Raw genomic sequence first — 13,043 nt, 5'->3', positions numbered from 1 at the left:
CGCGCGGCCAGGTGCCGCTCAGGCGCCAGGCACTCGCGCACGCAGTCCCGCCAGGTCGACCACCGTGATGCCGCCGTACTCCAGCTCGACCAGCCCGTCGGTGGCCAGGCGCTTGAGCGCAGCGTTGCAGCGCTGGCGCGACACGCCCGAGAGGTGCGCGATCTCCTCCTGCGTGACCTGCAGGTGCGGGTCGCTGCCCGGATGCAGCCACGGATGGAACAGCCCCACCAGCGCCCGCGCCACGTTGCTGTCGGTGTCCAGCAGATGGTGGGCGGCGAAGTTGCCCAGGAACCAGTGCATGCGCTCGTTGATCTGGCGCAGCAGGTAGTCGGCGAAGCCGGGCTCGTGGCTGCGCAACCAGTCGAAGACCTCGGCCGGCATCAGCGCCACCCGGCTGTCGCGCAGCGCGATCACGTCGGCCGTGCGGGCGGCGCCGCGCAGCACCGTGCCCTCGCCGAACCAGCTGCCCACCGACAGGCCGCCGAGCGTGACCGAGCGACCGTCGGCACTGCCCACCGACCACTTCAGCAGGCCCTCGATGGCGCCATACCAGTGCAGCGGCGCGTCGCCCATGCGGCACAGCGCGGTGCCCGCCAGCACCTCGGCCTCGCGCATCCGCTCTCGCACATGCGACCGCGTCGCCTCGGGCAATGCCGGGTACCAGGCGCTGTGGGCCAGCAGGTCGTCGAGGCTTCTGCGCGCGGGCGCGGGACGGTGGCGAATGGGAGTCTCCTGGGATCGATGGCGCCCGTCGTGGCTCGAGGCGAGGCCGGTACTAACCCCGAGCGCAAATGTCATCGCAACGACTGAGTGCACGGGGCCCGAAAAAAATAATAGCCGCGCCTACCACGAACACATCAGGAGACACGATGAGCAAGCGCAAGGTCATCGTCACCATCGCCCCCACCGGCGGCATGGCCCACAAGTCGCAGAACCCGCATCTGCCGACACAACCCGACGAGATCGCCGCCGACGTGCTGCGCTGCTGGAACGCCGGTGCCAGCGTGGTCGCCATCCATGCGCGGCGGCCCGATGACGGCGCCACCTGCAACCCCGCCATCTACCGCGACATCAACCAACGCATCCGCGACGCGGGCTGCGACATCGTGCTGAACAACTCCACGGGCGGTGGCGTGCATGGCGACATGATCCGGCCGCTGCCCGGCGACCGCTGGGAGATCGCGTGGGAGGAGCGCATCAAGGGCATGGACGCCGGCGCCGAGATGTGCACGCTGGACGCCACCACGCTCAACCTCAGTTTCGGCGGCCGCGAGATCCTGATGGACACGCCGCTGTCCAAGGGCCGCGAGCTGGCCGCCGGCATGAAGGCGCGCGGCATCAAGCCGGAGTGGGAAGTCTTCGCGCACACGCACATCCTGCAGGACGTGACCACGCTGATCGAGGAAGGCCATGACGACGCGCCGCACTTCATCAACCTGGTGATGAACGTGCACCGCAACTTCCAGAACGCGATGCCCTTCTCGCCGCGCTACCTGCAGCAGATGGTGGACGTGCTGCCGCGCAACAGTCTGTTCTGCGTCAGCGGCATCGGCCCTTCGCAGTTGGAGGCCAACGTGGCCGCATTGCTGCTGGGCGGCCATGCCCGCGTGGGCCTGGAGGACAACCTCTACTACCGCCAGGGCGAGCTGGCCACCAACGTGCAGCTCACCGAGCGCATCGTGCGGCTGATCCGCGAGCTGGACATGGAACCGGCCACGCCCGACGAGGCGCGCGAGCTCATGGGCCTGCCGCGCACCGGCACGCCGCGGCCCGAGTTCGCGCCAGGGGCACTTGCCGACGCAGCCGCCTGATTCCGATCACCACGAGGAGACCCCCGATGACCTTCACCCGCGCCCTGCTGGCCGCGGCGGCCGCGCTCGCCTGCGCGACCGGCGCCTCGGCCCAGATCTCGGACGACACCGTCCGCATCGGCTTCATCAGCGACATGTCCGGCGTGTACCGTGACTACGACGGCCCGGCCGGTGCCGAAGCCATCCGCATGGCCATCGCCGACATGGGCGGCACCATCGCCGGCAAGAAGATCGAGCTGCTCACGGCCGACCACCAGAACAAGCCCGACATCGCCGCCGCCAAGGCCCGCGAGTGGTTCGACGTGGACAAGGTGGACATGCTCATCGGCGGCGTGAACTCCGGCGCCGCCATCGCCATGGCCAGCGTGGCGCGCGACAAGAAGAAGCCCTACTTCGTCGTCGGCTCCGGCGCCTCCAGCCTGACCAACGAGCACTGCTCGCCCTTCACCGTCATGTATGCCTACGACACCGTGGCCATGGCCCGCGGCACGGCCAGCGCCGTGGTCAAGGGGGGCGGCAAGCGCTGGTTCTTCGTCACGGCCGACTATGCCTTCGGCAACGCGCTGCAGGCCGATGCCAGCAAGGTGGTGGAGGCCGGTGGCGGCACGGTGGCCGGTGCCGTCAAGCATCCGCTGGGCGCGAGCGACTTCTCCTCGTACATGCTGCAGGCCACCAGCGCCAAACCCGATGTGCTGGCCCTGGCCAACGCGGGCGGCGACACGGTCAACGCCATCAAGTCCGCGGCCGAGTTCGGCCTGGCGCAGAAGATGAAGCTGGCCGGCATGATCATCACCATCCAGGACGTGCACGCGCTGGGCCTGAAGACGGCGCAGGGCATGTTCCTGACCGACAGCTGGTACTGGAACCAGAGCCCCGAATCGCGGGCCTGGGCGCGACGCTTCTTCGACAGGCACAAGCGCATGCCCACCTCCTTCCATGCCGGCGACTATTCAGCCGCGCTGCAGTACTTCAAGGCCGTGCAGGCGGCCGGCAGCGACGATGGCGAGAAGGTGATGGCCCAGCTGAAGAAGACCAAGTTCGACGACATGTTCGTGCAGGGTGGCTGGCTGCGCGACGACGGCCTGATGGTGCACGACATGCACCTGATGCAGGTGAAGACGCCCGCGGAGTCGAAGGAGCCCTGGGACTACTACAAGGTGGTCGAGGCCATCCGCGGCGAGGCCGCCTGGACCACGCGCGCCGAAAGCCGCTGCGCACGCTGGAAGGCATCATGAGCGGGCACCTGGACGTGCGCCGCGTCGGCATCGTCGGCACCGGCGTGATCGGCGCCAGCTGGGCGGCCTTCTTCCTGGCGCGCGGGCTGGACGTGTCGGCCACCGATCCCGCGCCCGGGGCCGAGGACCGGCTGCGCGCCGCGGTCGATCGCCACTGGCCCACGCTGCAGCGCATGGGCCTCGCCGAAGGCGCATCGCCCGCCCGGCTGCACTTCGATGCCTCGCTGGAGCGGGCGCTGGAAGGTTGCGACTTCGTGCAGGAAAGCGGTCCCGAGCGCGCCGACTTCAAGGCCGAGCTCTATGCCCGCATGGACGCCGCCACGCCGCCGCAGGTGCTGCTGGCCAGCAGCAGCTCGGGCCTGCCGGTCAGCGGCATGCAGGTGCGCTGCGAAGCGCCGCAGCGCGTGGTGCTGGGCCACCCCTTCAACCCGCCGCACCTGATCCCGCTGGTGGAGGTGGGCGGTGGCGAGTCCACGGCGCCCGATGCCATCGAACACGCCATGGCCTTCTACGCGGCGCTGGGCAAGCGGCCCATCCATGTGCGGCGCGAGGTGCTGGGCCACATCGCCAACCGGCTGCAGGCCGCGCTGTGGCGCGAGGCCTTCCACCTGGTCGAGCAGGGCGTGGCCAGCGTGGCCGACATCGACACCGCCATCGCCCATGGCCCGGGCCTGCGATGGGCGGTGATGGGTCCGTTCATGAACCTGCACCTGTCGGGTGGCGAAGGCGGCATGCAGCACCTGCTGGCGCACCTGGGCGGGCCCATCGAGAGCTGGTGGCGCGACCTGGGCCAGCCCGCCATGACGCCCACGCTGAAGGCCCGCGTGGTGCAGGGCGTGGCCGAGGCCCGCGGCGAGCGCCACGAAACCGCGCTGGCCCGCAGCCGCGACGACCTGCTGATCGACCTGATGCGCGCCAAGGCCGGGGACGGCACCCTGCCGTGACCGCACATCCCGCCCGCTTTCGAGAGACACCCATGTCCCCCATCGACTTCCTCGCCGACCCGGAGCAGGTCGCGCCACCGCGCGCCGTGCGCATCGACTTCGACGACGGCAGCTTCTCGCTGCGCTCGCCCGTCGCCCTGCAGCCCTATGCCCGCTGCGTGGGCGAGTGGCTGGAACAATGGGCCGAGCGCACGCCCGATGCCCTGGCGCTGGCCGAGCGCACGCCGGATGGCGCCGACTGGCGGCGCGTCAGCTACGTGCAGCTGCGCGCGCAGGTCGGCCGCATGGCCCAGGCGCTGCTCGACCTGCGGCTGCCCGAGGGTGCGCCGGTGGTGATCCTGTCGGACAACGGCATCGACCATGCGGTGATGATGCTCGCGGCCATGCACATCGGCCGGCCCAGCTGCTCGCTGTCCAGCGCCTATTCGCGCCTCACGCAGGACCACACGCGCCTGGCCGGCATGCTGCGGCTGCTGGGGCCCGGGCTGATCTATGCGGCCGATGCGCAGGTCTACGGCCCCGCCATCGCCGCCTGCGACCTCGACGTGCCCTGCGTGTTCAGCGCCCATGCCGGTGCCTGGCCCGGCGGCTTGGAATTCGCCGCGCTGTGCGCCACGCCTGAGACGCCCGCCGTACGGGCCGCCTTCGCGGCCGTCGGCCCCGAAACGCACGCCAAGTACCTGCTGACCTCGGGCTCCACCGGCCATCCCAAGGCGGTGATCAACACCCACCGCATGCTGTGCGCGAACCAGCAGATGATGGCCCAGACCTGGCGCTTCCTGACGCAGGAGCCGCCGGTGCTGGTGGACTGGCTGCCCTGGAGCCACACCTTCGGCGCCAACCACAACCTCAACATGGTGCTGGCCCATGGCGGCGCGCTCTACATCGACGAAGGGCGACCCGCGCCGGGCCTGGTCGAGAAGACGGCACGCAACCTGCGCGAGGTGCGCCCCACGCTGTGGTTCAACGTGCCGCGCGGCTTCGACATGCTGCTGCCGCTGATGGAGGCCGACGCCGCGCTGTCCGCGGACATCCTCTCGCGGCTGCGGCTGGCCTTCTACGCGGCGGCCGCGCTGTCGCCCGCCACCTGGCAGCGACTGCAGGCACTGGCCGAGCGCGTGCGGCCGGGCCGGCCGCTGTGGCTCACCACCTCCTGGGGCTGCACCGAGACCTCGCCGGCCATCACCTCGGCCCACTGGGCGCTCGACGGCGCCGGCTGCATCGGCAATCCGCTGCCCGGCATGGAGGTGCGCTTCGTGCCCAACGGCGGCAAGCTGGAGATGCGCATCCGCGGCGTGACGGTGACGCCCGGCTACCGCCACCAGCCGCGCGAGACGGCGGCCGCCTTCGACGCCGAGGGCTACTACCGCATCGGCGATGCCGGCTACCTGGTGGATGCCGCGCGGCCCGAGCGCGGCATCGTCTTCGACGGTCGTGTGGCGGAGGACTTCAAGCTCGGCAGCGGCACCTGGGTGTCGGTGGGCCCGCTGCGCATCGAGCTGGTGTCGCAGCTCGCGCCCTGGGTGCAGGACCTGGTGCTCACCGGCCACGACCGCGAGGCCGTGGGCCTGCTGGTCTTTCCCAGTCCACAGGGCGCCGCCGAACCGGCGAAGCTGCGCGAGGCCTTGCAGGCCGCGATGCGCCAGCGCATGGCCTCCGGGCTGGGCTCGGCCCGCTGCCCCACCCGCGCACTGGTGCTGGGCACGCCCCCCGATGCCGACCACGGCGAGATCACCGACAAGGGCTACCTCAACCAACGCGCCGTGCTCACGCGGCGCGCCGATGCCGTGGCGCGGCTGCATGCGGCGATGGCGGATGCCGAGGTGATCGCCGCTTGAATCGAGCGATGCCGACGCGATGGTCCGGCTGCCACCGCGCGTGCGATCAGCCGGTCGGGCCGCCGGGTGGGCGCCTGCCATGCGGTGCAGGCACGTCGAAGTGGTGCAGCACGTTGCGCAGCAGCCGGTCGAAGGCTGGATCGTGCCCCACGACCCAGGCCGCGCCGACCGCGCCGGCATGGAAGACCCGCCCGCCCTGGGGCCGCTGCCAGTCGATCATCTCGGCCGACAGGCCGCCGTCCAACGCCTCGGTGGGTCGCGAGAACCAGTCCAGGTAGGCGTCCAGGGCGCCTGGCACGCGGCGGCGGCCCTGCGCGATCACCTGCAGGCCCGAGGGCGGCTCGGGCAGGGCCTCGCCCGCCGGAGGCGCAGTGCCCGTCATCCGCCGCAGGCTGGCCACCGTCAGGTCCCATTCGTGGCCGATGGCGCGCGGCAGGCCGCCACCGGGCGCATGGCCGAAGGTGTCGCCCTCGGCCAGGCCGACGGGCAGCGGATTGGCGAAGAAGGGATGCTGCGCGGCCGTCACGTGGTACACGCCGAAGTCGCCGGCATCGGCAAAGCCCCAGCCCGCGGTCTCCAGCCCGATGATGCTCGCGGCCGAACGGCCCACGCCGCGCAACTGGCCGCCGCGCATCCAGTCCTGGCTGTGGAATTCCTCGCCGAAGGGACCCGCGGGCGGGCGCAGCGCGGCCTGGGCCGGATCGGCGCCGCGCTCCTCGTTCTTGCGCTGCTCCATCACCGCCATGTCCTCGTCGAAGCTCACGCGCAGGTACATGGTGTTGCCCGACAGCACGAGCGCGCTGCCGCCGCGCCGCAGCAGGGCGTCGAAGGCGTCGACCACGGGCGTGGACCAGTACTCGCTGTGGCCATTGACCACCACGGTGCCGTAGTGCGCCAGCAGCGCAGGGTCGCGATGCACGTCCAGATCGGCCAGCAGGTCGAAGTCGTAGCCTTCCTTCTCCAGCCAGACATGCAGGCGGCGCTCCAGCCGCGTCCATTGGGCGAAGCCGCTGCCGGCCGGGTCGTAGAGCGCCGCCGGGCTGGCGTTGGGCCAGGGCATGCGCAGGCCGGTGAAGTAGCTGGGCTGGCCTGCGCGGTGGAAGGTGTAGCTGCAGTAGGCCGGCGCATCGGGATGGCTGTTGGGCAGGCCGGTGGATCGGCGCGGCCAGACCGGGTCGTCCACGGTGTTGCGTGCGAAGGGCGTCGCGGCATAGGCCAGCCAGCTGCTCATGGCGCACAGCACCAGCAGCGGCGCCGCCGCGGCACCGGCCGGACGCCTGACCAGGAAGGTGATGTCGTACACCGCCTCGCGCCCGTCCAGCTCGAAGCCCAGCCGCGCCACATGCAGGCCGGGCTGCGCGTTCACCGGCAGCGTCACGCGATGGGTGATGGCCCATCGGCAGTCGTAGAGGTCGTCGGCCGCCAGCCGCAGACCTTGGTGCTGCCCGGCAGTGGCGAAGGGGTCGCCGTCTCGGGCAGCCACGGCCTCGTCGAAGCCAGGGCCGCGGATCATCCAGGTGCCGTGGTTGACGATGCGGCCGTTGCGCTGATGGCCGCTGGCATCGGCGACCGCCTCGCCCCGTCCCTCGCGCAGCGGCCAGCAGGCGCGCAGGGCGGGATGGGCGGGCAGATGCCGGCCGCGGTCGGTCACGCGCTGCGCCAGCGCCTCGGCCGGCAGCGCGCATTCGTGGATGGCCGGCAGGGCGAGGTCGACATCGGCAAAGGCCTGCGCCACGCCACCGTCGCCGCAAGCGCCCAGCCGCAACGGCGCGGCGCCGGGACGAAGCGGACCGGTCCAGGCCTGGCGTCCGACGCAGATGCCGTCGATCCACAGCGCCGACGTGCGGCCGTCCCAGGTCGCGGCCACATGCTGCCAGGCGCGGGCCTTCAGCCGGCCGGCGGTCCAGCGATGGGTCGGGACAGCGCCGGCCGACGGCGCTCCGGCATCGGCCAGGCACAGGCCCAGCGCACCGTCCGATGCGATGAAGAGGCCGAAGCCGCCCTGTGCCGGGTCATCGCACTGCGTGATCAGCGCCTGGCGCGGACCGTCCACGCGCCAGGGCATCACCCAGCACTCCAGGCTGAGGCCCGGCAGGGCAATGCCGGCCGGCAGCCCACGTGGCACATGCACATAGGAGCCGGGATGAATCGGCTGGATGTGCGGCTGCACCCTGCCCAGGTCGGCCACCAGGCGATCGCTGGCGCGGTCCTCGGGATCGTCGCCCAGGCGGTAGATGCCCAGCCGGCAGGGCCGGTCCACGCTCAGGTGGAGGTCGATGGCCTCGCCGGCATGCACGGTCTTGGCGCCCGTGTAGCCATGGACACCCGGCAGCGCCAGCGCACGGTGGGGCGGGATCGCCGCCGTCATTCGGTGGAGAAGCCCGAGGCCTTGATGACGGGCCCCCAGCGCTGCAGGTCCTCGGCGATCAGGCGCGTCAGGGCCTCGGGCGTGCTCGGGTTGGCGTCGCTGCTGAGCTTGGCCAGCCGCTCCTTCACGTCCGGCTGCGCCAGCGCCTTGCCGAGCGCGGCATGCAGCTGGGCGACCGTGGCGGCGGGCGTGGCGGCCGGCACGAACAGGCCGGTCCATTCCAGATTGTCGAAATGCGGCTGGCCCAGCTCCTTGAGCGTGGGCACGTCCGGCAGCTGGGCCGCGCGCTGGGCGCCGTTGACCGCCAGGATCCTGATCTTGCCGGCCTGCTGGTACTGCACCAGATCGGCGATGGGCGTGATGCCGGCCGCCACCTGGTTGCCCAGCAGGTCCTGCACCAGCGGCGCGGCGCCGCGGTAGGGCACGGCGGTGAGCTTGACACCGGCCTCGCTGCCCAGGCGGAAGCCGATGAACTGCGAGACGCTGCCCGGCGCCGGCACGCCGTAGCTGCCGCGCGAGGCGTCGGTGCGTGCCAGGGCCAGCCATTCGCGCACGTCCTTGGCCGGCAGGGCGGCGGGCACGGCCAGGCCTTCGTAGAAGGTGGCGATGCGACCGACGGCGGCGAAGTCCTTGACGGGGTCGTAGCGCACCGAGCGCGAGGTCAGCGGCAGCATCACCATCATGTGCATGTTGGCCAGCAGCACCGTCAGGCCGTCGGGTGCGGTACCGCGCACGTAGTCGGCCGCGATCTGGCCGCCGGCGCCCGTGCGGTTCTCCACCACCACGGCCACGCCGAGGTCGGCCGCCAGCTTGTCGGCGAGCGTGCGCGCCTGCACGTCGGCAGAGCCGCCGGCCGGATAGCCGACGACGAGGCGCAGCGGGCCCTTGCCCGTGGGCACCTGCGCCGGTGCGGCGCAGGCGAAGGCCAGGCCGGCGCAGGCCAGGCCGAGGCGGAGGAAGGCAGGCAGTGTCATGGTGTTTTTCGCGGGTCGTGGAAGAAAAGGCGGGATCGGCCCGTCGGCGTGCTGGCAGCCGGGGCCGGCAAGGGCGCCGTCCCTGCAAGGAGCGCGAGACGGCTGGTTGTAGGGTTGTCGATGGCCGATCCGGGCTCAGGCGAGACCGCGCCGGACCACTTCGTCCGCCAGATCGTCCAGCGCGCGGCCCAGGCGGTCGACCAGCTCGTCGAGTTCGAGCTCGCTGATGGTCAGCGGGGGCGTGATCATCTGGAAGTCGCCGAAGGCCCCCATGTTGGCGCGGCGGTTGTAGAGCGCGATGCCGTGGCGCAGACCGTGTTCGGTGAGCCGTGCCGGTGCGTTGAAGTCGGCCGGCAGTGAACGCCGCGTGGCCTTGTCCTCCACCAGCTCGATGGCGCTGAACAGGCCCAGGCCGCGCACATCACCCACGAGCGGCGAGCGCGCAGCGACGGCCTCCAGGCGGCGGCGCAGGCCGACACCGCGCTCCCGGGCCCGCGCCACGAGGTCCAGACGCTCGACCTCGTCCATCACCGCGTTGGCGATGGCGCAGGACATCGGATTGGTGAAGTAGGTATGGCCGTGCACGAACCCGCCCGCGCCTGCCACCGCGTCCACGATGCGCGCCGGTGCCAGCAGGCAGCCCAGCGGCGTGTAGCCGGCCGCCAGGCCCTTGGCCAGCGTCACCAGGTCGGGCCGGGCGCCCGGCCAGTGGTGCGCGGCGAGGAATTCGCCGGTGCGGCCGGCGCCGCTCATGATCTCGTCGTAGATCAGCAGCACGCCGTGGCGGTCGCAGATCTGCCGCACCCGCTGGAAGTAGGCGGCCGGCGAGACCACGGCGCCGGTGGAAAGCCCTCCGATGGGCTCCAGGATGAAGGCCAGCACGGTCTGGGGACCTTCCTGCTCGATGGTGCGCTCCAGCGCGTCGGCGCAGGCCATGGCGTAGCTCTCGGCCGTGTGGCCTTCCGGCAGGCGATAGCTCAGCGGCGCCGGCACCTTCGGCATGGGCTTGACCATGGGACCGTAGATGGCCTGGGTGTGCGCGTCCCCGGTCACGGCCAGCGCGCCCAGGGTGGAGCCGTGGTAGCTGGGGTCGCGCGAGATCACCTTCCAGCGCCCCGCCTGGCCCGTGACCACGGCGTACTGCCGCGCGAGCTTGAGGGCCGATTCGTTGGCCTCCGACCCACCCGAGACGAAGAAGGCCCGGTCGAAGCCCTCCCCGGCCAGCGCACAGAGCCGATCCGCCAGCGCGATGTTGTGCTCGCTTTCGAAGAAGCGCGGATAGGCGAAGCTCACGCGCTCGGCCTGCGCCTGCATGGCCGCGATCACATGCCGGTTGCCATGGCCGATGTTGGCGACCACGGCACCGGCGGTGGCGTCGAGGTAGCGGCGGCCATCCGCATCCCAGAGCCAGACGCCCTCGCCCCGGCCCACGAGCGGCGGTCGCGCCGCGCCGCGGGGACTGTAGAAGCTGAGCACGGAGCCGCCGCGCGGCGTGTCGCCGATCAGGCGGGCAGGTTGCGGGGCAGCGCTGGCAGGCAGCGGGTCGATGTCGGAGGCGGCGCGGTTCATGGGGCCGCACGATAAGGCGGGCCCGGCAATTGCAGTAGTCGCATGGAACGATGAAGTCCTATACGCTCGCCGCATGAAGCCGATCCATGACCGCCTCGACCTGCTCGACACCTTCGTGCGTGTGGCCGAGGCCGGCTCGCTCAGCAAGGCCGCCCGGACGCTCGGCATCACACAGCCCACCGCCAGCCGCCGCCTGCTGGAGCTGGAACGCATGCTGGGCTGCAAGCTCGCCCTGCGCACCACGGCCAGCTTTTCGCTCACCGACGAAGGGCGGCAGCTGGTGGCCGAGGCGCGCGCGCTGGCCGACCGGTGGGCTGGACTGGCCGAGCGCATCTCCGGCGCCCGCAGCCGGCCGGAGGGCACGCTGCGCGTGATTGGGCCATCGGGCTACGGCACGGGCTTTCTCACCGATGCCGTGACCGACCTGCGCGCCGCCTGGCCGCAACTGCGGGTCGAGCTGACGCTGACCGACCGCGTGGTGGACCTCGCTGCGTCAGGTGCCGAATGCTGGGTGTGCGTGGGCGAGGTGCGCGACCCCGGGCTGGTCAGTCGTGCGCTGGGTTCGATGGAGCGTGTGCTGGTGGCCAGTCCGGCCCTGCTGGCACGAACCGGTCCCGTCACGCTGGCACGCCTGCCCACCCTGCCCTGCGTGGGCCTGGTGCCGCATGTGATGGGCACGCTGCGGCTGCTGGACAGGAGCGGCCGGGCGCAGATGGTCCCCATCGACACACCGCTGCGCACCGACAGCCTGCTGTCCAGCTACCGCGCCATCCTGAACGGCGACGGCATCGGCGCCGCAGCGCCCTGGATGTGCCAGGCGGATATCGACGCAGGCCGCGTCCGGCGCGTGCTGCCGCGGTGGTGGCTGGAGCCGGTGAGCATCCATGTGGCCATGCCACCGGGCGCCTATCGGCCCGCGCGCGTCACGGCCTTCATCGATGCGCTGCGGCGGCGCATGCACCGCCTGCCCGGATTCCGGCCCGCGGCCTGAGCGCCTGCAGCGCGGGCCGGGCAGGAGGTCGCCGCGTGGGCGCTTTGGCAGCCATGCCGGCACCGCAACCGGCCTTCTGGCATGCTGGCGCGCTCGCTCCCCAAGACTTCGACTCCCCATGTCCAACGACCTTTCCGCCTTCCCCATCACCCGCAAGTGGCCTGCCACGCATCCGGACCGGCTGCAGCTCTATTCGCTGCCCACGCCCAACGGCGTGAAGGCGTCGATCATGCTGGAGGAGTGCGGCCTGCCCTACGAGGTGCACCGCGTGGACTTCGGCGCCAACGACCAGACCTCGCCCGAGTTCCTGTCGCTCAACCCGAACAACAAGATCCCGGCCATCCTCGACCCGAACGGGCCGGACGGCCAGCCGCTGGCGCTGTTCGAGTCGGGCGCCATCCTGGTCTACCTGGCCGACAAGACCGGCCAGTTCATCCCCAAGGACGCCCCCGGCCGCTATCACGCACTGCAATGGCTGATGTTCCAGATGGGCGGCATCGGGCCCATGTTTGGCCAGCTGGGCTTCTTTCACAAGTTCGCCGGCAAGGACTACGAGGACAAGCGGCCGCGCGACCGCTATGTCGCCGAATCCAAGCGGCTGCTGGGCGTGCTGGACAAGCACCTGGCGGGCAAGGACTGGGTGCTGGGCAGCAACTATTCGATCGCCGACATCGCGATCTTTCCCTGGGTGCGCAACCTGGTGGGCTTCTACGAGGCGCGCGAACTGGTGGGCTTCGGCGACTTCGCGCAGGTGCAGCGCGTGCTGGACGCCTTCGTGGCACGGCCTGCGGTCGTGCGCGGCCTGGGCATTCCGGGCGCGCCCGCCAAGTAGACGATCAGCGCAGATGCAGCCGGCGCCGCACCACGGGCCGGCTGATCGCGGCGATGGCCAGGCCTGCGATGGCCGCCGAGGCGATCAGCGCGAAGGACTTGGACACGACCAGCCCCTTGACGGGCCGACGCATGCCTTGCTCCCGCTTGCGTGGCGGTGGGCTAACAGTCACCGACACCGGGTCGCTGGCCGGGAAGGACTCGGCAATGCCCTGGTCCAGGGCGTCCTCGTCAGGTTCGCGCTTCTCGGGCGGCGCCACCTTCTCCGCCGCCTGCGGGTCGGCGGCCGTGGGAAAGCGAAAGGCGTCGGGCTGGGTGTTCTTGTCGTCCTGGCTCATGGGGGCTCCTCGTTCCATGGGGTGTAGAGAACCCGCAGTGCGGGTTGGCCGACCAGCCTAGCGCGTCCGCGGGCGCGGACTGTGGGACCACGCCGCGAACCGGGTAGGAACCGTGCCGCGTCTGCGGGCCGCGGGCGATGGCAA

Annotated in this window: 11 protein-coding genes; 6 read left to right on the top strand and 5 right to left on the bottom strand. The window is 71.5% G+C overall.

Features of this window, described 5'->3' with window-relative positions; translation table 11 throughout:
* Window positions 1–18 precede the first annotated feature (18 nt).
* Complete coding sequence (locus ABIC63_RS06625) at window positions 19–798, bottom strand: Crp/Fnr family transcriptional regulator (RefSeq protein WP_354319146.1); 780 nt, start codon at window positions 796–798, stop codon at window positions 19–21.
* A gap of 71 nt (window positions 799–869) precedes the next feature.
* On the opposite strand from ABIC63_RS06625, the gene ABIC63_RS06620 reads away from it, so the two are divergent.
* Genes ABIC63_RS06620 through ABIC63_RS06605 form a run of 4 tightly spaced genes read left to right on the top strand, consistent with a single transcriptional unit; the run spans window position 870 to window position 5,828 of the window.
* Window positions 870–1,811 carry a beta-keto acid cleavage family enzyme gene (locus tag ABIC63_RS06620; protein ID WP_354319145.1) on the top strand — a complete coding sequence of 314 codons (942 nt, stop codon included), beginning with the start codon at window positions 870–872 and terminating at the stop codon, window positions 1,809–1,811.
* A gap of 26 nt (window positions 1,812–1,837) precedes the next feature.
* A complete protein-coding gene (locus ABIC63_RS06615; RefSeq protein WP_354319144.1) occupies window positions 1,838–3,046 on the top strand; it encodes an ABC transporter substrate-binding protein in 1,209 nt (402 codons plus the stop codon).
* Window positions 3,043–3,990: a 3-hydroxyacyl-CoA dehydrogenase NAD-binding domain-containing protein gene (locus ABIC63_RS06610; RefSeq protein WP_354319143.1), complete on the top strand. Its 948-nt coding sequence runs from the start codon at window positions 3,043–3,045 to the stop codon at window positions 3,988–3,990. Before ABIC63_RS06615 ends, ABIC63_RS06610 begins: the two co-directional genes overlap by 4 nt.
* Window positions 3,991–4,022: 32 nt before the next feature.
* On the top strand, window positions 4,023–5,828 hold the full coding sequence (locus tag ABIC63_RS06605) for a feruloyl-CoA synthase (RefSeq protein WP_354319142.1): 1,806 nt from the start codon (window positions 4,023–4,025) through the stop codon (window positions 5,826–5,828).
* Between the two features lie 46 nt (window positions 5,829–5,874).
* Here ABIC63_RS06605 and ABIC63_RS06600 read toward each other — a convergent pair whose 3' ends face one another.
* The 3 genes from ABIC63_RS06600 to ABIC63_RS06590 all read right to left on the bottom strand — a co-directional run bounded on the left by ABIC63_RS06600 (window position 5,875) and on the right by ABIC63_RS06590 (window position 10,739).
* Window positions 5,875–8,196: a N,N-dimethylformamidase beta subunit family domain-containing protein gene (locus tag ABIC63_RS06600; RefSeq protein WP_354319141.1), complete on the bottom strand. Its 2,322-nt coding sequence runs from the start codon at window positions 8,194–8,196 to the stop codon at window positions 5,875–5,877.
* The gene (locus ABIC63_RS06595) at window positions 8,193–9,170 is read right to left on the bottom strand and encodes a tripartite tricarboxylate transporter substrate-binding protein (RefSeq protein ID WP_354319140.1); all 978 of its coding nucleotides are present in this window, start codon (window positions 9,168–9,170) and stop codon (window positions 8,193–8,195) included. Before ABIC63_RS06595 ends, ABIC63_RS06600 begins: the two co-directional genes overlap by 4 nt.
* A gap of 135 nt (window positions 9,171–9,305) precedes the next feature.
* Complete coding sequence (locus ABIC63_RS06590; protein WP_354319139.1) at window positions 9,306–10,739, bottom strand: aminotransferase family protein; 1,434 nt, start codon at window positions 10,737–10,739, stop codon at window positions 9,306–9,308.
* A gap of 73 nt (window positions 10,740–10,812) precedes the next feature.
* On the opposite strand from ABIC63_RS06590, the gene ABIC63_RS06585 reads away from it, so the two are divergent.
* Window positions 10,813–11,730, top strand: a complete 918-nt coding sequence (locus ABIC63_RS06585; protein WP_294366145.1) for a LysR family transcriptional regulator — start codon at window positions 10,813–10,815, stop codon at window positions 11,728–11,730.
* Between the two features lie 118 nt (window positions 11,731–11,848).
* Complete coding sequence (locus ABIC63_RS06580) at window positions 11,849–12,562, top strand: glutathione S-transferase N-terminal domain-containing protein (protein WP_294366147.1); 714 nt, start codon at window positions 11,849–11,851, stop codon at window positions 12,560–12,562.
* 4 nt (window positions 12,563–12,566) lie between these two features.
* Here the strand turns inward: ABIC63_RS06580 and ABIC63_RS06575 are convergent, their stop codons facing one another.
* Window positions 12,567–12,899, bottom strand: a complete 333-nt coding sequence (locus tag ABIC63_RS06575; protein WP_294366149.1) for a hypothetical protein — start codon at window positions 12,897–12,899, stop codon at window positions 12,567–12,569.
* Window positions 12,900–13,043: the final 144 nt, after the last annotated feature.

Source organism: Pseudacidovorax sp. 1753, assembly GCF_040544975.1.
Taxonomy (GTDB): domain Bacteria; phylum Pseudomonadota; class Gammaproteobacteria; order Burkholderiales; family Burkholderiaceae_C; genus Xenophilus.
Note: the sequence above shows the minus strand (reverse complement) of the source record. Positions and strands in the feature narration are given on the sequence as shown.

Bases quoted from the DNA above. Each gene is read 5' to 3' on its own strand.
- ABIC63_RS06625 (WP_354319146.1), bottom strand. From the start codon at position 798: ATGACATTTGCGCTCGGGGTTAGTACCGGCCTCGCCTCGAGCCACGAC.
- ABIC63_RS06620 (WP_354319145.1), top strand. From the start codon at position 870: ATGAGCAAGCGCAAGGTCATCGTCACCATCGCCCCCACCGGCGGCATG.
- ABIC63_RS06615 (WP_354319144.1), top strand. From the start codon at position 1,838: ATGACCTTCACCCGCGCCCTGCTGGCCGCGGCGGCCGCGCTCGCCTGC.
- ABIC63_RS06610 (WP_354319143.1), top strand. From the start codon at position 3,043: ATGAGCGGGCACCTGGACGTGCGCCGCGTCGGCATCGTCGGCACCGGC.
- ABIC63_RS06605 (WP_354319142.1), top strand. From the start codon at position 4,023: ATGTCCCCCATCGACTTCCTCGCCGACCCGGAGCAGGTCGCGCCACCG.
- ABIC63_RS06600 (WP_354319141.1), bottom strand. From the start codon at position 8,196: ATGACGGCGGCGATCCCGCCCCACCGTGCGCTGGCGCTGCCGGGTGTC.
- ABIC63_RS06595 (WP_354319140.1), bottom strand. From the start codon at position 9,170: ATGACACTGCCTGCCTTCCTCCGCCTCGGCCTGGCCTGCGCCGGCCTG.
- ABIC63_RS06590 (WP_354319139.1), bottom strand. From the start codon at position 10,739: ATGAACCGCGCCGCCTCCGACATCGACCCGCTGCCTGCCAGCGCTGCC.
- ABIC63_RS06585 (WP_294366145.1), top strand. From the start codon at position 10,813: ATGAAGCCGATCCATGACCGCCTCGACCTGCTCGACACCTTCGTGCGT.
- ABIC63_RS06580 (WP_294366147.1), top strand. From the start codon at position 11,849: ATGTCCAACGACCTTTCCGCCTTCCCCATCACCCGCAAGTGGCCTGCC.
- ABIC63_RS06575 (WP_294366149.1), bottom strand. From the start codon at position 12,899: ATGAGCCAGGACGACAAGAACACCCAGCCCGACGCCTTTCGCTTTCCC.